Below are 19,237 nucleotides of genomic sequence, written 5' to 3'. Positions count from 1 at the left end.
GTAGTCGAGCGTATTTTCGCAGGAATGGTGCGTATTTGCACCACGCTTCACAAAGTAATGAAAAAACTTTTCAGAAATTTGAATTTGTCGCTTGTGCTGCGGGCACTTTAGCGTAATATAGCGACCATCGAAAACGGAGACGGAAAAACAACCGCTTACCGAGTAAAAGGTACCGTTTACGATATTTGAATTGCGCCCGGCGATACGTGAAAGGAGAGGCAGATGCAGTTCGTAAAGATCATCACCACTGCAGACAATGCCATCCGACGCCAGCGCGCAATTTCCCGACGACGATAACAATCGTCTCTGTCCGCATGGGGCGAATTGCCTCAACAGAGTCATTTTGAGGTCGTTGGGTTTTAGCACGACATTGCTGCATGTTTCTAGGGCATGTATGTGCTGATTTTTGCTATTTAACCTGATATTGCACGGTATATGACCTTGAAATGACTTGCAACTGACCGATGTTCTAACTAGCTACCAAGGGCGAAAGGAAACAGCCATGAGCAAGGAAAAAGTCGTTCTCGCATATTCCGGTGGTCTTGATACATCCGTATGTGTCAAGTGGCTCCAGGACGAGAAGAATCTCGATGTCGTTTGCGTCTGCGGCAACGTGGGCCAGGAAGAGACCGGACTGGATGCCAAGAAGCAGAAGGCGCTCGACCTGGGCGTTCTCGATTGCCAGGTGCTCGACCTGCGCGACGAGTTCTCCGATGAGTTCCTGACCAAAGCCATCGCCGCAAACTCCATGTACGAGAATAAGTATCCGCTGCTCTCCGCCCTGTCTCGCCCGCTGCTTGCCAAGAAGCTTGTTGAGGTCGCCCACGAGTTTGGCGCGACCTACGTCGCCCACGGCTGCACTGGCAAAGGTAACGATCAGGTCCGTTTTGAGGCCGCCGTCAAGGCCCTCGACCCCGAGCTCAAGGTTATCGCCCCGGTTCGCGAGTGGGACCTGAAGTGCCGTCCCGACGAGGTCGCCTATGCCCACGCCCACAACGTGCCGGTTCCCGAGGGTGCCAACGACAACCCCTACTCCATCGACGACAACCTGTGGGGTCGCGCCATCGAGTGCGGTCACCTGGAGGACCCTTGGAATGAGCCGCTCGATGACGCTTGGGTTATGACCAAGAACCCCGAGGACACGCCTGACACCCCGACCTATACCGAGATCGAGTTTGAGGCCGGCAAGCCTGTCGCCGTCGACGGCAAGAAGATGAAGCTCTCCGAGATCGTCATCGCCCTCAACAAGATTTCGGGCGACAACGGCTTTGGCCGTCTTGACCTGGTCGAGGATCGTCTGGTGGGCCTCAAGAGCCGCGAGTGCTATGAGGTTCCCGGCGCCCTGACGCTCATCACCGCCCACAAGGCGCTCGAGGACATCTGCGTCGAGGGCGACCTGCTCAAGACCAAGATCAAGCTCGAGCAGGATTGGGCCACCGCCGTGTACAACGGCCAGTGGTACAGCCCGCTCAAGAACGCGCTCGACGCCTTTATGGCCGATACCCAGAAGTTCGTGACCGGCACTGTCCGTCTGAAGTTCTTTAAGGGCAACTGCCATGTCGTCGGCCGCAAGAGTCCCTTCAGCCTCTACGACTACGGCCTGGCTACCTACGACCGCGACACCACGTTTGACGAGAAGGCCAGCGCCGGCTTTATCGAGATCGATACGCTGTCGCTCAAGACGTGGGCAAAGGTCCAGGGCCCCAGCTCTGCTGCTGCCCAGGCCTAGCGCCTCCTTCCCTTGGTATCCGCGCGGCCCATCCGCGTGATACATAACGGGCGCACGGGGTCCCTACCTTTCGTTATGCTTGCTGACACTTCTTAACATCGGTGGCCCCTACGTTCCGCCCGCATATATGATGCCGCGTCTGCGGCTGAGTCCGAGCCCCGCCGGGGTTGTCCGGCGGGGCTCCTTCTATCAATTTGGCGGCTCTGTGCCTATATATATGAGGAGTATCCATTATGTTCAATGCTATCGCGCATGCTTTGCTTGCCCTCGCGCCCGAGTTCGATGCTGTAAGGGTCGAGGACGTTTCTATGAGCCTGAAGGCCTGGATCGATGGTTCGCAGGGCAACATCCGGAGGGAGACGTTGGGCGCCAAGTGCATGGTGCGTCACTTCTTTGCAAATTAGCCACATGGCCCCGCGCGCGGCAGGGAGTGTGTAAAACTAGCGGTTGATAAATCGCTTTAGCGACAGGGCACATTGCTTTGGACGCTTGTTTTGGTATTTGGAGAAAGGAGACGGTTCCATGGCTCTTTGGGGCGGTCGTTTTGAGGCGGGCGTGGCCGAGGTCACGCAGGAGTTTGGCGCGTCGCTGCCGGTCGACAAACATCTCTATAAGCAGGATATCGCCGGCTCTAAGGCGCATGCCAAGATGTTGGCCGCCCAGGGCATCATCAGTGCCGAGGACGAGCAGGCGATTGCCAAGGGCCTGACCGGAATCGAACAGGATATCGATGCCGGCAACTTTACCTTCGACATCAACGATGAGGACATTCATATGTCCATCGAGAGCGAGCTGACGCGTCGCATCGGCGAGGCTGGCAAGCGCTTGCATACTGGGCGTTCGCGCAACGACCAGGTGGCGACCGATACGCGCTTGGGCGTCAAGGCGCTGGCCAAGGAGCTCATGGAGGCCAATCTTGAGCTGCGCCATGTGCTGGTGGATGCGGCCAAGAAGTACGACAAGGTGATTCTGCCGGGCTACACGCACATGCAACATGCTCAGCCCGTGCTGCTGTCGCATCACCTGCTGGCGTATTCCTGGATGTTCGCGCGCGACTTTACGCGTTTGAAGGCCGCCTTTGATGCTGCCGACAACTGCCCGCTGGGTGCCGCTGCGCTTGCCGGTACGAGCTATCCGCTCGATCGCCAGATGACGGCTGCCGAACTTGGCTTTGCGGGCGTGATCCCCAACTCGCTCGATGCCGTTTCCGACCGTGATTTTCTGCTCGATCTGCATTACGCCGGATCCGTCATGGCGATGCACCTGGCGCGTCTTTCCGAGGAGATCGTACTGTGGTCGAGCTCCGAATTTGGCTTTATCACGCTTTCCGACTCGTACTCCACTGGCTCGTCCATCATGCCGCAGAAGAAGAACCCCGACTTTGCCGAGCTTATCCGCGGCAAGAGCGGTCGCGTGTACGGCAACCTGGTGCAGCTGCTGGTAACCATGAAGGGCCTGCCGCTTGCTTATAACAAGGACTTGCAGGAGGACAAGGAGGGCGCGCTCGATACCGCCCATACGCTCATGCAGTGCCTGTCCGTTATGGCCGGAATGATTTCGACTTGGACCGTCAACGAGGATGCCATGGCGCGCGAGTGCGGCGTGGGGCACCTTGCCGCCACCGATGTTGCCGATTACCTGGCCAAGCGTGGCCTGCCGTTCCGCGAGGCACATGCCGTGGTGGGCCATCTGGTCCTGATGTGCGAGAAGCGCGGCTGCAATCTTGAGGACCTGCCGTTTGAGGTGTTCCAGGAGGCAAGCCCGCTCTTTGAGCGCGACATTACCGAGGCGCTCGATATCCCGTCGATTGTCGCCGCGCGCACGACCGAGGGCGGCACCGCTCCTGCCGCCGTTGCCGTGCAGTTGCAGCGTGCCGAGGCACAGCTCGTGGCTGACGAGGGCGTGTTTGGATCGCTGACCAAGGTCGTCGAGATGGGTCACGGGGCAAAGTAGAGGTTTGGCTGAAGCCGTTTTGGCCATGTATTGATAAATCGTTTTCGCTTTACGGGCGCCTGCTGATGTGGGAGCCCGTATTTTGTTGCTATGGGGGAGGGGCTTGTCGAGAACTTCTGTAGGACCTTTGGGCAGGTTGTGAAGGGGATACGTTCGCGGGCGGCAACCGACCGCCTGCTCTGTTCGGCGCAGTTGATGGGCGGTCGGATGGTACTCTAATCGGGCTTCGAAACAGAAGTGACACATATGGAGCGCTTTAATAAATTGCAACGTTTCAATAAACAGCTTTTTGTTTAACTGCAGCTAAAACTCTGTTACGATGCAGTCCAGGCGGGTGCCGGAATGGGACTTGGGCACGCGCGAACCTACTTGAAAGGCTACTTTTATGGCTATCGAGAAGACCTTCATCATGATTAAGCCCGACGCCGTGCGCGACCGCAAGATCGGCGAGATCGTTGCTCGCATTGAGCGCAGCGGCCTTGTCATCGAGCGCATGGAGATGACCACGCTCGAGCGCGCTACCGTCGAGGAGCACTACGCCCATCTGGCCGACAAGCCCTTCTTTGGCGGTCTCTGCGACTTTATGACGAGCGGTCCGGTCGTCAAGATGGTCGTTTCCGGTCTCTCCGCTGTTGCTAAGATGCGCACCCTCATGGGCGCTACCAACCCGCTTGAGGCTGCTCCTGGTACCATCCGCGGCGACTTTGCCGTCGATGTCAACGCCAACGTGATCCACGGCTCCGACTGCCTGGAGAACGCCGAGATTGAGATCAAGCGCTTCTTTGGCTAAACCAGCTTTGACTCCTTAAAGCTGTTAGCGTGTGGCTTGGGCGCCGCGGAACTCCATCCGCGGCGCCCTTTTATTCCAAAATCTATGCAGGGGCCCGCTCGGACATGTGTTCCGAGCGGGCCCCTGCTGTTAGCTTGTGGCACTGAATAGTTTAGGCTTCGTCGACGATCTTAAGGGCGCGCGTGTGATCGATCTCGTTGAGGAGGTTAACGCGACGCTCGTGACGACCGCCCTCAAACTCGGCGTCGAGCCACTCGTCGACGATCATCTTGGCGAGCTCGGAGCCCACGACGCGGGCGCCAAAAGCGAGCACGTTGGTATTGTTGTGCATGCGGGAGAGCTTGGCGCTGAAGGGCTCGGAGCACACGACGGCGCGTACGCCCTCGACCTTGTTGGCAGCCAGGCTGATACCGACGCCGGTGCCACAGATCAGGATGCCTAGATCGACGTCGCCGTTGGCAACGGCCTTACCCACCTTGTAGCCGGCGATGGGGTAGTCAAAGCTCTCGGAGGTGTCGGTGCCAAAGTTCACGACCTCGCAGCCGCGCTCCTTCAGGTGCTCGGAGATGATGTTCTTGAGCTCGACGGCGGCGTGGTCGTTACCGATACCGATCTTCATGGATAGTTCCTCTCTGGTCTGTGCGGCGAGATTGCTAAAGGTTTTACCGCGTTCGACTGCATGATAGCGCGACTTTTGTGTAAACGCTTGGGCGTTTTTTGGTCAAACGCTTTAGCATGCAACAAGACCGGTTTCTCATGAATGAATGCCGTCAGTTTGCGCCTGAATGCCGTCTACCGGAACCTGGGTTGCGGTTTTTGATGCATTGTTATCAAATAAAAGAGCTAATTATTATTGAGAGCCCAGCCCGTTATACAAGTAGGAGATACCTATGCCTGCCGATTCCCTTCGTGATGCCGCGTTTTGCGATGTTTTGAACCGCGAACTTGTTTGTGCACTCGGCTGCACCGAGCCCATTGCCGTTGCTTATGCAGCGGCGCTGGCGAGCCAGACGCTCGGTTGCGAACCCGATCATATGGATGTTGCCTGCTCGGGCAACATCATCAAGAACGTCAAGAGCGTGACCGTGCCCAACTCGGGCGGTATGCACGGTATTGAGGCCGCGGCCGTGCTGGGTGCCGTGGGCGGCGACGCCAAGAGCGCGCTCGAGGTGCTCGAGAGCGTCGATGACGCGGACCGCGCCCGCGTGGCCGAGCTGCTTGCCGATGCGGACTACTGCGATGTGTCGCTTGTCGAGGGTGTGCCCAACCTCTACATCAAGGTGACTGCGACGGCCGGGGGCCATACCGCGGTCGTCGAGATTACCGATCACCACACTAATGTCACGTGCCATACGCTCGACGGTATTCCGGTATGCGGTAAGTCGGCGGGGGAGTGCGCCGCCTGCGCCGAGCGCGTGGTGGCCGAGCGTGCGGCAGATAACGCCGACACGCCCATGTCGATCGAGACCATCATCGACTTTATCGAGGATGGTGACATTGAGGACGCCCGCGCTGCCGTTGAGCGTCAGATTGAGCTGAATGGCGCGATCAGTGCCGAGGGTCTCGCGCACGCTTGGGGCGCCGAGGTGGGCCGTACGCTGCTGGGTGCTCGTGCCGATGACGTCGCCTGCCGCGCCCGTGCCCGTGCGGCCGCCGGGTCCGACGCCCGCATGAACGGTTGCGCGCTGCCGGTCGCCATTGTGTGCGGCTCGGGCAATCAGGGCATTACCTGCGCATTGCCCGTCATGGAGTATGCCGAGTACCTGCGTTGCGACCACGAGCGCCTGGTGCGCGCCGTGATGCTGTCCGATCTTATCGCCGTGCATATCAAGAGCTATATTGGTGCGCTTTCGGCGTTTTGCGGTGCTATTTGCGCTGCGTGCGGCGCCGGCGCTGCGATTACCTGGCTGTGCGGTGGCACGCGCGAACAGATTGGCGCGACCGTCTCGAACACGCTCGGTAACGTGGGCGGCATCGTGTGCGACGGCGCCAAGGCGAGCTGTGCCGCCAAGATCTCGGCTGCCGTCGATGCGGCGATTCTGGGCCATGATATGGCCATGCAGGGTCGCGGCTTCCGCGCCGGCGAGGGCCTGATCCAAGATACCGTTGAGCAAACAATCGCCAGTATGGGCTACGTAGGCCGCGTGGGCATGAAGGACACCGACATCGAGATCCTCAACATCATGATCGGCAAAACCCAGGTGTGCTAGTTACGCGGTTTTACCAAACCGCGTAACCAGTCGACGCTGCAAATGCCCCTAAGCGGCAATCTGCCTTTCAATCGTCGGGCATGGCCAGAAGGCCTATGCCCTCCTCTTTCAAGGCACATTGCTCGCTTAGGGGCATTTTCGCTGACTTGTGCTCAACCTGCGGCGATATTTGGTTTGGAGCGAGGGGTCCTACGACAGTTCGTCGGCTACTTGGTGTTCGTAGAAGGCTTCGATTACGGCGTTAAAGTCGCGGGCGAAGTCTTCCATGGTTCCGCGCCAGGTGGCTCGGCCGGGTTTTCCCTGGCCAACATAGGCAGTTTGAATGCCGCAGGCGGGACTGGGGAAGTCGCGCTTGGGATCGTTGCCCACCATAAGGACCTCGTGTGGCTCGAGCCCCATCACCTGAAGCTGCTCTAGATAGTAGGTGGCATCGGGCTTGCAGCGGGTGGCGTTTCCCATGTGCGTCACGAGTTCAAAGGGGGCGTCGGCCAGGTCGCCCCAACCCATGCGGCACTCAATGGCCCCCTGGGGAAAGCTGGGGTTGGTAAAGAGCGCGCAGCGCAGCCCTGCGTCCTGTACGGCCTGGAGCGCGGCGTGTGCGCCCGGCATGGCGTGGGCGTTAATGATATCGTCGTTCTTGTACGGAAGAACTTCGCGGTCATAGTAGGTAAACGCCTCGTAGATGAGGGGATCGGAGAGGCAGATCCCGCATCGGCGCTCGACCTCTTCTTGGTAAAACTCAAGATTGGTGCGGTTGTCCGTGCCGCTGCGGCGATTGGCGTTGAGGTCGACCAGGATGGTGCCGAGGCGCGCCATCGTGCCACCGCGGCTGCGGCGCCCGATATCCGCGAGCATCGAAGAGACATCCTTAAAATAGCGAAGGATGAACGCGTTGAGGTTGATGCTGAGAAGCGTTTCGTCCATATCGAAAACGACTGCTTTGAGCACGCGGGCACCTTTCTCGAAAAATCGATCTAGAATCGTTGGCTCCGGATACTTTACCCCAAAGCCGAATGCCTGGCTGGTTATCGTCAAGTTGCGGAGACGTGTGTTCATAAGATTACGAAAAAGTCTCCACACGAGTAAAAAATCGCAGTTCACGCTTGAAATCGAACTCATTTCCCCGTAACCTATACGAACGTGATTGCATAAGCGTCACATTAGTATCTGTCGGCTCCCGAGTGTTCCTAAACGTTGTGTGCTTGTCGCACCCTTCTGTAGGTCCTAGCAATCGGGGCCCCGTAGTTCGAAAGGGGTCCACCTTTGAGTGAGATTCAGAACTCGTCCATTTTCTCTCTTGACGATGTCAACGAGGAGGAGATGAACAACCTCATCGACGGTACGATTACCGACTTTGATGAGGGCGATCTCGTTAACGGCACTGTCGTTAAGATCGAGCATGACGAGGTGCTCGTTGACATCGGATTCAAGTCCGAGGGCGTTATCCCGGTCCGCGAGCTGTCCATCCGCAAGGACGCTAACCCTGCAGACATCGTTGCACTCGGTGATCCCATCGAGGCTCTGGTACTCCAGAAGGAGGACAAGGACGGTCGTCTGGTCCTGTCCAAGAAGCGTGCCGAGTACGAGCGTGCTTGGAACCGCATCGAGGAGAAGTTCAACTCCGGCGAGAACGTCGAGGGCGAGGTTATCGAGGTTGTCAAGGGCGGCCTGATCCTCGACATCGGCCTGCGTGGCTTCCTGCCCGCCTCCCTCGTCGACCTCCGTCGCGTCAAGGACCTCACCTCCTACATGGGCACCCGCATCGAGGCCCGCGTTATCGAGATGGACCGCAACCGCAACAACGTCGTCCTCTCCCGTCGCGTCGTGCTCGAGGAGTCCCGTAAGGCCGAGCGCTCCGAGATCCTGTCCAAGCTCAAGTCTGGTATGCGTCTCCAGGGCACCGTTTCCTCCATCGTCGACTTCGGCGCCTTCGTCGACCTCGGCGGTATCGACGGCCTCATCCACATCTCCGAGCTCTCCTGGAACCACGTCAACCATCCTTCCGAGGTTGTCAAGGTCGGCCAGGAGGTCGAGGTCGAGGTTCTCGACGTCGATCTCAACCGCGAGCGCATCTCCCTGGGTCTCAAGCAGACCACCGAGGATCCGTGGCGCGCACTGGTCAAGAAGTACCCCGTCGGCGCTATCGTCGAGGGCACTGTGACCAAGCTTGTCCCGTTCGGCGCTTTCGTCGACCTGGGCGAGGGCATCGAGGGCCTGGTGCACATCTCCGAGATGGCCAACAAGCACGTCGATCAGCCTTCTCAGGTCACCCATGTGGGCGACAAGGTTCAGGTCAAGGTCATGGAGATCGACCTCGACCGTCGTCGTATCTCCCTGTCCATGAAGTCTGCTGCTGAGACTCTGGGCGTCGAGATCGAGGTTACCCCGCTACCTTCCGAGAAGAAGGACGAGGAGACCGACGCCGAGTAAATCGGTTTGACGATCACTTGTTTTAAGGGATCCGTCCGCAATGGACGGGTCCCTTTTTGCATTTGTTGCTGAGGTACGCGATACTGCCCGGGCTGTCTACGGGCTATTGGGTTGTCGGCGCATGAAAAAATGCCGACATCCCGCCTCGGGGAGGAGGCGGGAACGCACCGAGTAGACGGAGGGGTGCGGAGCGCGGTCGCGTCTCGACTGACGACGTTGCCCATCGACGACCCTATTGTACTGCATAGCGTGGTTCTTGGTTTATCGTGTCGAACGCTTGTGTTGTGCCATTGCCTGCGTCAACGGTGTGCTACACTCTTGCACTGCTGAGTGGGCCAGACGGTTGCGCGATGTGCTGCTTGCAGCACGCGTGAGGAAAGTCCGGGCTCCAGAGGGCGGGATGCCGGCTAACGGCCGGGCGGAGTGATCCGACGGAAAGCGCCGCAGAAAAGAAGACTCCCACCTGCGCCGCAAGGCGTAAAGGGAAAAGCTGAAACGGTGGTGTAAGAGACCACCAGCGTCGTGGTAACACGGCGGCTTGGCAAGCCCCATCCGGAGCAAGCGCGAATAGGAACGCCATGGGCCGGCCCGGTCCGCGTTCGGGTAGCGTGCGTGGAGCTGCACGGTAACGTGCAGACAAGATAAATGACCGTTCACGACAGAACCCGGCTTATAGGCCCACTTGGCATTTTTGTTACCCTAACAATCGATACGGTCTTTGCCGTATTATTGAGGCTGTTTGTTGCTTTGCTTGTGCTTGAGGGGCTTTGTTGGACAGCTATTTTACTTTGCAATCGAATATTGAGGCTTCGGGCGAGTTTGTGGACCGAAAGAGCCGGTTTATTGCCCAGCTGGTCCATATTGAGTCCGAGGATGAGGCGAATGCCTTTATCGAGATGGTTCGCAAGCGTCATTATGACGCTCGGCATAATGTTCCCGCGTGGATTTTGGTCGATGGACGCGAGCGCCAGAGCGATGATGGTGAGCCGAGCCGCACGAGCGGTATGCCGACGCTCGAGGTGCTGCGTGGCGCGGGGCTCAAAAATGTTTGCTGCGTGGTGACGCGCTATTTTGGCGGCACGCTGTTGGGTCCTGGTGGCTTGGTGCGCGCCTATACCGCGGCGACGCAGGCGGCGGTGGCCTCGGCTCAGGAGTCCGGGCAGATCGTCGAGATGACGAGTGTCGTGCCGGTTGACGTGCATGTGGCCTATCCGCAGTATGAGCAGGTGCTTCGCTTGGCCCAGGATTCGGGTGCCAAGGTTTCGGATACCGATTACGCGGATACCGTGACACTTCACTTGGTGTTTAAGGCAGGGGAGCAGGAGTCGTTTTGCGCCAAGATGCGCGAGCTTATGGCGGGACGCGAGGAGATCGAGGTCGGCGCTCCCGAATTTGCCGAGTTCTGACGGCGACGGCCGGCGTGCTTTTGGATGGATTCCAAGCGCGCCGGCCGTCGTTTTTCTGTTGCTGCCGTTTACTCGGCGAGCTGCTTTAGCACATCGCAGGCGATCTCGACGGCATCGTCGATGCAACCGGGGCAGCTGCGGAGCGGACCCTTATCCGATCCGATGCCCTTGAGCGTGCCGCAGACGGTCGTCGTGTTCTTCTCGCCAAAACGCTTGGTGATTTCGCGCGACAGCTTGTAGGTCTGGCCCTTAGTCTTGGGGTTTTCCATGCCGTCGCTCATTACAAAGCCCATGATGGCCACAGCGCCCGAGATGGCGCCGCAAGTTTCGGTCATGCCGCCCATGCCGGCGCCAAAGCCCTCGGTGAGGGTAAAGGCGACCTGGGGGTCGAGCCCGACGGTGGGCGCGAGCGTGCAGGCGACGGCTTGTGCGCAGTTAAAGCCACGGGCATGGTATTCGGCAGCCTGAGCCTGACAGGCAGTGATGTCGAGCTGGGCCGTATCGATTTGCTTCATCGTTGTCTCCTTTGTCACGGTGTACCCGCCTATGGTACCCGTGACGGTGCATGTAATCATCGAGAGCATCATGTATGCCTCATTTTTATCTATCGAATAAATGCCTAAGGCTTGAGATAAATACTCTGATCAATTTGTCCAATAACCCACCTTGGTGATGGGTTGAGAGGGGTGCGGGGTAGCGGTATCGTGAACCGAATAAAACTAAAACCCAGGCAAGGGAGCTAGATATGAGCGAGCAGACCATCGGTACTACATGTGTACAGGGCGGCTACCGCCCGGGTGACGCGGAGCCGCGCCAGGTGCCCATCTACCAGTCCACCACGTGGAAGTACGACACGTCCGAGCACATGGGCAAGCTGTTTGACCTGGAGGAGTCGGGCTATTTCTACAGCCGTCTGCAGAACCCCACGTGCGATTTGGTTGCCGCCAAGATCTGCGAGATGGAGGGCGGCACTGCCGCGATGCTCACGAGCTCGGGCATGGCTGCGAACTTCCTCGCGATCTTTAACGTTGCCGGTGCCGGCGATCACGTGGTCGCGAGCTCCGCCATCTACGGCGGTACCTACAACCTGCTGGCTCACACCATGGGTCGTATGGGCTTGACCTGCACGTTCGTTGCCCCCGACTGCACCGACGAGGAGCTCGAGGCAGCCTTCCAGCCCAACACCAAGCTTGTCTTTGGCGAGACGATTGCTAACCCCGCCCTTGCCGTACTCGATATCGAGCGCTTTGCCAAGGCCGCGCACGACCACGGCGTACCGCTGATGGTCGACAACACCTTCCCGACGCCCGTGATGTGCCGTCCCTTTGAATGGGGCGCCGACATCGTCACGCACTCCACCACTAAGTACATGGATGGCCATGCGGCCTACCTGGGTGGCGTGATCGTCGACCACGGCCAGTTTGACTGGATGGCCCATGCGGACAAGTTCCCGGGTCTCACCACGCCCGACGAGAGCTACCACGGCGTGACCTATGCCGAGAAGTTCGGTCGCGAGGGCGCCTTTATTACCAAGGCCACTGCGCAGCTTATGCGCGACCTCGGCCCCATGCAGAACCCGCAGGCGGCGTTCTTCCTGAACAGCTCGCTCGAGAGCCTGCACGTGCGCATGCCGCGCCATTGTGAGAATGGTCTGGCGGTCGCCAAGTTCCTGCAGAGCCACCCCAAGGTACGCTTCGTGAGCTATCCGGGCCTGGAGGGCGACAAGTACTATGACATCGCTCAGAAGTACATGCCCAACGGTACTTGCGGCGTCGTGAGCTTTGGCTTTAACGGTGGTCGCGCGGCGGCCGAGACCTTTATGAAGAGTCTTAAGCTCGCCCAGATTGCCACGCACGTGGCCGATGCCCGCACCTGCTGCCTGCACCCGGCAAACGCCACCCATCGCCAGATGAACGACGAGGAGCTCATCGCCTGCGGCATCTCCGCCGACATGGTGCGCCTGTCGTGCGGCCTTGAGGACACGGCCGATCTGATTGCCGACCTTGAGCAGGCGCTCGAGCAGTGCTAGGCTAGCGTGCGTGCGAGGCGTGGAACGGCTTTTCGGCTGACGACGTCCTCATAGTTCCGATTCCGTAGGCGGGACCCCGATCGTGTCCGTTTGTAGGCGATTGGGGTCCCGTTTTTGCGTTGCACGATAGAAAGGATATACATGGAGAAAACTGCCGAGCAGCTGCGCCGCGAACACATTGCCCTAGAGGGCGACACCCACGGTAAGAATAAATGGGCGATTCTGTTCACCGTGCTCGTCATGACTTTTATGGCGTGTCTGGATGCGAGCATCGTGACGGTGGCGCTGCCCGTGATGCAAAAGGAGCTGGGGGTGGGTCTCGACCGCATTCAGCTCGTGAGCTCGGTGTATCTGCTCGCGACGTGCGTCGCCATGCTGCCGTTTGGCCGCTTGGGCGATGTGCGCGGCAAGGTGAATGTGTTCCAGCTTGGTGTAATCGTCTTTACGGGTGGCTCGTTGCTTTGCGGGCTTTCGGCTTCGCTCGAGGTGCTTATCTTGGCGCGTTTCGTGCAGGGCATTGGCTGTGCCGCCGCGATGGCCAACAATATGGGCATCATCACCGAGTCGTTTCCGGCGCGTGAGCGCGGCCGTGCCATGGGCATTCTGGCGACCTTTGTGGCTCTTGGCATGATGTGCGGCCCCGTGCTCGGCGGCGTGCTGGTGGCGAGCTTTCCCTGGGAGAGCATCTTCCTTATCAATCTGCCCATTGGCGTAATCTCGTTTATCGTGGGACTCTATACGCTACCGCATGTGAAGCCGGAGGCTGGCGAACGCCCTATGCCGTTGACAGAGGCGGCGCGTCGCTGCTTTGCGAGCTCGGCTTTCACGATTAACCTGGCTTGCATGCTTATCGTGTTCGTGGGTATCGGTGCCTCCGAGTTTGTGCTGCCGTTCTACTTTCAGGATGCCCACGGCTTTAGCTCCGATATCTCCGGCCTGTTGTTTTTGGCGATGCCGGTCGTGAACGCCTTTGTGGGCCCGCTTTCGGGCTCGGTGTCCGACCGTGTTGGTTGTGAAGCGCCCACGGCCGTTGGCCTGGGCGTGTACGTGTGCGGTCTCTTTGCGGTGAGCACGCTTGACGAGCACTCTTCCATCTTGATGATTGTGTGCTGCGTCGCGTTTATGTCGTGCGGCACGTCGATCTTCCAGAGTCCCAATAATTCGCTGTATATGGGTTCGGCTCCGCGTGAGGCGCTTGGCTTTGCGGGCAGCTTGAGCAGCTTGGCGCGCTATGCGGGCATAGCGCTGGGTATTACGGCGGCGTCGCGCATCCTGTATGGACAGACGAGCGCGGCGATGGGCAAGACGGTCACGAGCTATGTGGCGGGTCGTCCGGACGTGTTCCTCTTTGGCTTTCGTTTGGTATTCTACGTGCTGATGGCCGTTGCTACCGTGGGCTTTGCGCTCACATTGGTACGTTTGGTGAGGACGCGCACCCGGCATTAGCGTGTTGGGAGGCTGTCTGCCACGAATCGGGCCTATCTACTGGTCTTGCAGCTTTATAGTGCGATGCGGCTTGTGGGGCGGGTGGGGGTCGGTCCGTGGTAGACTATCGTGCAACGTTTGTTCATCGCGCGGAATCATTGCCGCGAGAAAGGGTTGCGCCATGCAGGAGCTTGAGGATCGTATTCGCCGTGACGGCATCGTAAAGGCCGGTAACGTCCTTAAGGTTGATGCCTTCCTCAACCACCAGTGCGACGTTGAGCTGTTCGACCACATGGGTGCCGAGTGGGCCCGTCTGTTCGAGGGTGTCGAGATCAACAAGATCCTGACCATCGAGGCTTCGGGCATTGGCATGGCTTGCATCGCAGCTCAGCATTTTGGCGGCGTGCCGGTAGTCTTTGCCAAGAAGGCACAGTCCATCAACCTTGACGGCGAGCAGTATGCCACGACCATCTACTCCTTTACCAAGCAGAAGGAGTACCCGGTCATCGTTGGCAAGCGCTTCCTGTCCGAGGGCGACAAGGTCCTGATCATCGACGACTTCCTGGCCAACGGCTGCGCGCTCGAGGGTCTTATCAAGATCTGCGAGGCTGCGGGTGCCGAGGTGTCCGGTATTGGCATTGCGGTGGAGAAGGGCTTCCAGGGCGGTGGCGATAAGCTCCGCGAGCGTGGCTTCCGCGTTGAGAGCCTGGCCCGTATCGCCGATATGGACTGCGAGACCGGCGAGATCACCTTCGCCTAAGCGCGCGACATAAGCGATTGGTATGCGATGTGACAAAGGGGCTTTCCCTTTGTCACATTTTTTTGTATGAGGGGAGGTGTTGATATGGATGAGAACAAGATGGGATGGCGCGAGTATGCGCGCTATGCCGAGATGTCGGTCGAGGATTTGGCGCGCGATTGCGAGGTGCAGGTATTTCGCGCGACGGGCCCGGGTGGGCAGGGCGTGAACACGACGGACTCAGCGGTGCGCATGAAGCATATCCCTTCGGGGATTACCGTGACGGCGCGCGAGAGCCGCAGTCAGTTCCAAAACCGTAGCAGCTGCCTGCGTAAGCTGCGCGCTGAGCTTGAGCGTCGTGGACGTCCGCCGCGCCGCCGCGTCAAGACCAAGGTGCCTCAGCGCTCTCGCCAGCGCAGGCTCAACGACAAACACTTCAACGCCATTAAAAAGGCCAACCGACGCAAGCCGGGCAGCGACGAATAGCCTCCTCGTAAGTTGCGGTGAAATAGGGATTGTTTTCCGGCTTTACCTGCATAAACAGTCCCTATTTCACCGCAACTTAGGGATAGCTAGTGGGTGGGGTGCCAGACGTGGAGGGCGCCGCCGAGGACGTCGACCTCGATGCGCGAGGCGACAACGGGCTCGCCGTCGGCTTGGATGGGGTAGTCGGGCTCCTCGAACGTGAACTCGGCATGGCGGCAGCGGCGCATGCGAACCGGCGGCAGCTTGGTATGGTGGCCGTCCTTGGCCGAAAGAAACATAGGCAGGGCAATCGCGCGAGGGACGGGGCCGCATGCGTAGCAGACGTCGAGCATGCCGTCGCAGGGGTCGGCATCGGGGCAGATGCGATAGCCCGAGCCATACGTGGGGCCCAGCTGAATCGCCATGATGATCGCCCTTACGCGCTCGGCGGGCGCCCCGTCAAAGCTGACTGTCATGGGGTAGTTGCGGTAGCGCAGACCAAACTGCTCCAGACCCGAGAGGGTGTAGAGCGGAGCGCCAGCGAGGCCCGTCTTTTTGCGCAGCTCGGTGGTGCCCAGGCCGATGGCGGCATCGATGCCGACCGAAAGCGTTTGGTCGTAGTACTCAACGGTAGCCTCGCCGCTGCCGTTTGCGGGGTTCCATGAGCGAATGCGTCCGATATCCTGGCGCTGCAGCTCGCAGGTGAGCAGCGCGCCAAAATCCTTGCCGGAGAAATCGTCGATACCGAGGGTCTGGGCAAAATCGTTGCCGGAGCCTACGGGTAGGACGGCAAGGGCGGGACGGACCGCCTCATCCTGCTTCATGAGTCCATTGGCGACCTCGTGGATCACGCCGTCGCCGCCAAGGGCGATAACGGTGCGATAGCCCTGAGCCTGCGCGGCAAGCTCCTTGGCATGTCCCATGCGCTCAGTCAGCACCAGGTCAAACTGGGATGAGCGCGCGGTCATGTCCAAAAAGCGCTGCAGGCGCTCAGCGACCTCGCGCGCCGCACCCGACTGGGCGGCAGGGTTGGCGATTATGAGCGTGCGACCAAAATCAGTTGCGTGCATGGAGCGACTCCTGGCGTATGACGTGACGGTGCGGTCGCGCTCAGGTCGAATTGCCCCCGATTGTGGCTGCACGGCGAATACTAACGTCTACTCTATCAGGTCGTTGTGGCGCTCGATAGCATCCGCTACCGTACCGCCCTCATCCACAATAAGCGAACGGCGTTTAGGCGAGACAATGCGCTGCGCGGGATATACGCCGCGGTGGCCGCCGACGAGATAGCTGATAAACGCCACGATCACGAAGAAGCCGGCTGCCGTGCCGTGGAACAGGTCGATGGCCATCATGCAGGTGGTGATGGGCACGTTGAGGCCGGCGCAGAACACGCCGAGCATGCCGAGAGCCGCCAGAAAGCTGGGGTCGATTCCGACGAGGCAACCGATCCAGCCGCCGAGCGCCGCACCGATGCCAAACAGGGGCGTGACCTCGCCGCCTTGGAAGCCGGCGCCCAGAGTGAGCGCCGTCACCACGAGCTTGATGGCTGCGTCCGCCAGGGTCGTGGTACCGGCGAACCCGGCGCCCGAGAGCCAGGTGGCAAGGCCGGCATAGTCCCAGGCGTCGAGAAGGGCATAGGCGGCCAAAACCACGAGCGCGCCCACGAGTGCGCGAGTAAGGTAGTTGGTGATAAAACGACCGTACAGGCTCTTGACGGTTCGAACCGACCAGGCAAAGAGGCGTGCCGTCAAACCGAAGATAATGGCGCTGATAACAACGATGACAACCGTCCGTGGTGTCATGTTGGGAACGCTGGTGATGACATTCGCCTCGTACTCGGTACCCAGGGCGAGTGATGTAAAGTAGCCGGTAAACGAGGCGACCAGGCAGTAGATGCCCGCGGTGTAGTCGATCTTGCCGATAAAGCACATCTCCATGCCAAAGAAAGCCCCGGCAAGGGGCGAGCCGAACACGGCGCCAAAGGCCGACGAGATGCCGGCGAGCATGAGGTCGTGGTGGTCATGCTTTTTGAGGTGGGCGAGGCTCGAGATGTTGCTGGCGATGGTGCCGCCAATCTGCACCGCAGCTCCCTCGCGACCGGCCGAGCCGCCGGTGAGGTGCGTGAGCGTGGAGCAGACGAAGGTGAGGATGGCCATGCGCATATGGATGAGGCGTGTGCCCAGAGCGGAGTCGATGACCAGGTTGTTGCCACGCTTGGCGGCGAGACCGTGGTTTTTGTACACCCATGCGGTGGCAACGCCCACAACGGGAAGCAGCGCGTAAATCCACGCATGGTGCTCGCGATAGTCGGTCGCGATATTTAATGAGGCCAAAAACGCCCAAGCGGCAACGCCCATGGCGAGCGAGACGGTGACGACGAGTACGAGCAACTTAGTGCTCGCTAGTAGGTTGCGGGCGTTGCGGCGCGTGTCGGCAGCCAAGAGATGCTCGGAGCGGGTAAGTTGATGCCTGCCTGCCGTGATGACGTCATTAAGGGAGAAAAAACCGCCGTCGTCGAGCGGCTGGAAATGATCCTGCGCTTTGTTTGCGCTTTCGGGTTTGTCGTTATGAGCCATACGTTCCTCTTTTAGGTTGCAACGCAAGCAATTATAAAACGCGGTAAACGCGACGAGCCGGTGGGTTGGTTTCCATTCTGTTTCGCGGCCTGCAACCGACAGGTGTATTTGCGGGTACAGGCCGAGTCGCGGTCGTGCGTCGGGGGATTATACTGAGACAAGCATAAAGAATTGGCGCCCCTGTTGTGCGCCGTGGCATTAAGAGGTGCATATGGCAGAGAAACTCATACCGTTGGAGGATGCGCAGTCGATTGTTTTGTCGCACGTTGCTCCGACGGATCTCATCGAGATTCCCGTGTGGCAGGCGGCTGGTTTTCCCTTGGCCGAGGACGCGGTGGCCGATATCGACATCTCGCCGTTTGCCAACAGCGCTATGGACGGATATGCCGTGCGCTCGGCGGACTTGGCGCAGGCATCTGGCGAGGCGCCGGTGACGCTCGACGTTATCGGACACGAGGCCGCGGGCCATGTGTTTGAGGGCGCAATCGGCGCGGGCGAGACGGTCCGCATCATGACGGGCGCGCCAGTACCCGAAGGTTCCGATGCCGTGGTGAAGTACGAGATCGTCGATGTGCTCGACGGTGACGGCAACGAGGGCTCGCACGTTCGCTTTTCGGCGCCGGCCAAGGTAGGGGAGAACGTTCGCTCTGCTGCCGAGGAGGCCCATGCCGGCGATGTTGTGATGCACGCCGGCGAGGTCGTGGCTCCGGCGGGCGCGGGTCTGCTGGCGAGCGCCGGATACGCGAGCGTGAAGGTGCACGCTGCCCCGCGTGTGGGCATCATCTCGCTGGGCACGGAGCTGGTCGCACCGAGTAAGGTACCGGCGCGTGGTCAGATTCGCGATTCCAACTCCTCGGCGCTGATGGCCGAGGCACTCGATGCCGGCGCCGAGCCCGTGTTCTACGGCATCGCGCCCGATGATGAGCAGGCGATTGCCGAGCTGGTACATCGCGCCACGCGAGAGTGCGATTTTGTCATTACGAGCGGTGGCGCCTCGGCGGGCGATTACGACTATGTGACGGCGCTCGTCCGGCGCGAGGGCGAGGTGCTGTTTGACCGCATCTCGATGCGTCCGGGCAAGGCCATCACGTTTGGCTTGCTCGGGGGTAAGCCCTACCTGGGGCTTTCAGGCAATCCGGCCGCGGCGTATGTGGGCTTTGAGATGCTTGCCCGTCCGGCGATCCGCAAGATGCGTGGTTTTGCCGAGGGGGCGCGTCCCGTACAGCGAGCGGCTCTTACCCACGGTGTGAAAAAGCGCCAGGACCGCCGCTTCTTCGATCGCGCCACGGTTTTGCGCGACCCCGAGACCGGTGAGCTGTTGGTGACCGAGGCCAAGACGCAGAATTCGGCGCTGCTCGGCACGATGCAGCGGGCCAACTGCCTGCTGCGTATTGACGAAGGACCGTGCGAGCTCAAGGCGGGAGATGTCGTGGACGTTGTTCGCGTCGACCTGCCCGAGGGCGCCGTGTTGTAGGAGGAATG

Annotated in this window: 16 protein-coding genes, 1 other RNA gene and 1 pseudogene; 13 read left to right on the top strand and 5 right to left on the bottom strand. The window is 59.9% G+C overall.

The annotated features are described in order from the left end of the window. Positions 1 to 502: 502 nt before the first annotated feature. The 4 genes from OIL77_00655 (at position 503) to ndk (ending at position 4,472) form a co-directional block, all read left to right on the top strand. A complete protein-coding gene (locus tag OIL77_00655) occupies positions 503 to 1,729 on the top strand; it encodes an argininosuccinate synthase (protein ID HJI43935.1) in 1,227 nt (408 codons plus the stop codon). Between the two features lie 233 nt (positions 1,730 to 1,962). Beyond that, positions 1,963 to 2,133, top strand: coding sequence for a hypothetical protein (locus tag OIL77_00650; GenBank protein ID HJI43934.1), 171 nt, complete (start codon positions 1,963 to 1,965; stop codon positions 2,131 to 2,133). 118 nt (positions 2,134 to 2,251) lie between these two features. Beyond that, positions 2,252 to 3,682 (top strand): argininosuccinate lyase, encoded by a 1,431-nt coding sequence (argH, locus tag OIL77_00645; protein ID HJI43933.1) that lies wholly within the window; start codon positions 2,252 to 2,254, stop codon positions 3,680 to 3,682. Between the two features lie 385 nt (positions 3,683 to 4,067). Continuing rightward, on the top strand, positions 4,068 to 4,472 hold the full coding sequence (gene ndk / locus OIL77_00640) for a nucleoside-diphosphate kinase (GenBank protein HJI43932.1): 405 nt from the start codon (positions 4,068 to 4,070) through the stop codon (positions 4,470 to 4,472). 151 nt (positions 4,473 to 4,623) lie between these two features. On the opposite strand, the gene rpiB is transcribed toward ndk, so the two are convergent. Next, a complete protein-coding gene (gene rpiB / locus OIL77_00635) occupies positions 4,624 to 5,091 on the bottom strand; it encodes a ribose 5-phosphate isomerase B (protein HJI43931.1) in 468 nt (155 codons plus the stop codon). A 271-nt stretch (positions 5,092 to 5,362) separates the two neighbouring features. On the opposite strand from rpiB, the gene OIL77_00630 reads away from it, so the two are divergent. Further along, positions 5,363 to 6,682, top strand: coding sequence for an L-serine ammonia-lyase, iron-sulfur-dependent, subunit alpha (locus OIL77_00630; GenBank protein ID HJI43930.1), 1,320 nt, complete (start codon positions 5,363 to 5,365; stop codon positions 6,680 to 6,682). A gap of 189 nt (positions 6,683 to 6,871) precedes the next feature. On the opposite strand, the gene OIL77_00625 is transcribed toward OIL77_00630, so the two are convergent. Beyond that, positions 6,872 to 7,738: an HAD family hydrolase gene (locus OIL77_00625; GenBank protein ID HJI43929.1), complete on the bottom strand. Its 867-nt coding sequence runs from the start codon at positions 7,736 to 7,738 to the stop codon at positions 6,872 to 6,874. Positions 7,739 to 7,945: 207 nt separating this feature from the next. Here OIL77_00625 and rpsA point away from each other — a divergent pair, with 207 nt between their 5' ends. The 3 genes from rpsA to OIL77_00610 all read left to right on the top strand — a co-directional run bounded on the left by rpsA (position 7,946) and on the right by OIL77_00610 (position 10,518). Continuing rightward, a complete protein-coding gene (rpsA, locus tag OIL77_00620) occupies positions 7,946 to 9,112 on the top strand; it encodes a 30S ribosomal protein S1 (GenBank protein ID HJI43928.1) in 1,167 nt (388 codons plus the stop codon). Between the two features lie 327 nt (positions 9,113 to 9,439). Next, an RNA gene (gene rnpB / locus OIL77_00615) (RNase P RNA component class A) lies at positions 9,440 to 9,801 on the top strand. Positions 9,802 to 9,879: 78 nt separating this feature from the next. Continuing rightward, positions 9,880 to 10,518 carry a YigZ family protein gene (locus OIL77_00610; GenBank protein ID HJI43927.1) on the top strand — a complete coding sequence of 213 codons (639 nt, stop codon included), beginning with the start codon at positions 9,880 to 9,882 and terminating at the stop codon, positions 10,516 to 10,518. Between the two features lie 68 nt (positions 10,519 to 10,586). Here OIL77_00610 and OIL77_00605 read toward each other — a convergent pair whose 3' ends face one another. Then, the gene (locus tag OIL77_00605) at positions 10,587 to 11,033 is read right to left on the bottom strand and encodes a C-GCAxxG-C-C family protein (protein ID HJI43926.1); all 447 of its coding nucleotides are present in this window, start codon (positions 11,031 to 11,033) and stop codon (positions 10,587 to 10,589) included. 230 nt (positions 11,034 to 11,263) lie between these two features. Here OIL77_00605 and OIL77_00600 point away from each other — a divergent pair, with 230 nt between their 5' ends. The 4 genes and pseudogenes from OIL77_00600 (at position 11,264) to OIL77_00585 (ending at position 15,197) form a co-directional block, all read left to right on the top strand. Further along, a complete protein-coding gene (locus OIL77_00600; protein ID HJI43925.1) occupies positions 11,264 to 12,547 on the top strand; it encodes an O-acetylhomoserine aminocarboxypropyltransferase/cysteine synthase in 1,284 nt (427 codons plus the stop codon). Positions 12,548 to 12,688: 141 nt separating this feature from the next. After that, a complete protein-coding gene (locus OIL77_00595) occupies positions 12,689 to 13,993 on the top strand; it encodes an MFS transporter (protein HJI43924.1) in 1,305 nt (434 codons plus the stop codon). A 160-nt stretch (positions 13,994 to 14,153) separates the two neighbouring features. Continuing rightward, a complete protein-coding gene (locus tag OIL77_00590; GenBank protein ID HJI43923.1) occupies positions 14,154 to 14,732 on the top strand; it encodes a xanthine phosphoribosyltransferase in 579 nt (192 codons plus the stop codon). 165 nt (positions 14,733 to 14,897) lie between these two features. Further along, positions 14,898 to 15,197, top strand: a pseudogene (locus OIL77_00585) (peptide chain release factor-like protein). Positions 15,198 to 15,283: 86 nt separating this feature from the next. Here OIL77_00585 and OIL77_00580 read toward each other — a convergent pair. Together OIL77_00580 and OIL77_00575 are read right to left on the bottom strand one after the other, a co-directional pair. Beyond that, the gene (locus tag OIL77_00580) at positions 15,284 to 16,246 is read right to left on the bottom strand and encodes a diacylglycerol kinase family protein (GenBank protein HJI43922.1); all 963 of its coding nucleotides are present in this window, start codon (positions 16,244 to 16,246) and stop codon (positions 15,284 to 15,286) included. Positions 16,247 to 16,333: 87 nt separating this feature from the next. Continuing rightward, positions 16,334 to 17,755, bottom strand: a complete 1,422-nt coding sequence (locus OIL77_00575) for a chloride channel protein (GenBank protein HJI43921.1) — start codon at positions 17,753 to 17,755, stop codon at positions 16,334 to 16,336. A gap of 211 nt (positions 17,756 to 17,966) precedes the next feature. Between OIL77_00575 and OIL77_00570 the strand changes: the two genes are divergently transcribed. Further along, positions 17,967 to 19,229, top strand: coding sequence for a molybdopterin molybdotransferase MoeA (locus tag OIL77_00570; GenBank protein HJI43920.1), 1,263 nt, complete (start codon positions 17,967 to 17,969; stop codon positions 19,227 to 19,229). Positions 19,230 to 19,237: the final 8 nt, after the last annotated feature.

The organism is Coriobacteriaceae bacterium (genome assembly GCA_025993015.1).
GTDB lineage: Bacteria > Actinomycetota > Coriobacteriia > Coriobacteriales > Coriobacteriaceae > Collinsella.
The sequence above is the reverse complement of the archived record's forward strand: the minus strand, read 5'-3'. Positions and strand labels throughout refer to the sequence as shown.

Excerpts from the sequence above, each read along its gene's own strand:
- OIL77_00655 (HJI43935.1), top strand. The coding sequence starts at position 503 with ATGAGCAAGGAAAAAGTCGTTCTCGCATATTCCGGTGGTCTTGATACA.
- OIL77_00650 (HJI43934.1), top strand. The coding sequence starts at position 1,963 with ATGTTCAATGCTATCGCGCATGCTTTGCTTGCCCTCGCGCCCGAGTTC.
- argH (HJI43933.1), top strand. The coding sequence starts at position 2,252 with ATGGCTCTTTGGGGCGGTCGTTTTGAGGCGGGCGTGGCCGAGGTCACG.
- ndk (HJI43932.1), top strand. The coding sequence starts at position 4,068 with ATGGCTATCGAGAAGACCTTCATCATGATTAAGCCCGACGCCGTGCGC.
- rpiB (HJI43931.1), bottom strand. The coding sequence starts at position 5,091 with ATGAAGATCGGTATCGGTAACGACCACGCCGCCGTCGAGCTCAAGAAC.
- OIL77_00630 (HJI43930.1), top strand. The coding sequence starts at position 5,363 with ATGCCTGCCGATTCCCTTCGTGATGCCGCGTTTTGCGATGTTTTGAAC.
- OIL77_00625 (HJI43929.1), bottom strand. The coding sequence starts at position 7,738 with ATGAACACACGTCTCCGCAACTTGACGATAACCAGCCAGGCATTCGGC.
- OIL77_00605 (HJI43926.1), bottom strand. The coding sequence starts at position 11,033 with ATGAAGCAAATCGATACGGCCCAGCTCGACATCACTGCCTGTCAGGCT.
- OIL77_00600 (HJI43925.1), top strand. The coding sequence starts at position 11,264 with ATGAGCGAGCAGACCATCGGTACTACATGTGTACAGGGCGGCTACCGC.
- OIL77_00595 (HJI43924.1), top strand. The coding sequence starts at position 12,689 with ATGGAGAAAACTGCCGAGCAGCTGCGCCGCGAACACATTGCCCTAGAG.
- OIL77_00590 (HJI43923.1), top strand. The coding sequence starts at position 14,154 with ATGCAGGAGCTTGAGGATCGTATTCGCCGTGACGGCATCGTAAAGGCC.
- OIL77_00580 (HJI43922.1), bottom strand. The coding sequence starts at position 16,246 with ATGCACGCAACTGATTTTGGTCGCACGCTCATAATCGCCAACCCTGCC.
- OIL77_00575 (HJI43921.1), bottom strand. The coding sequence starts at position 17,755 with ATGGCTCATAACGACAAACCCGAAAGCGCAAACAAAGCGCAGGATCAT.
- OIL77_00570 (HJI43920.1), top strand. The coding sequence starts at position 17,967 with ATGGCAGAGAAACTCATACCGTTGGAGGATGCGCAGTCGATTGTTTTG.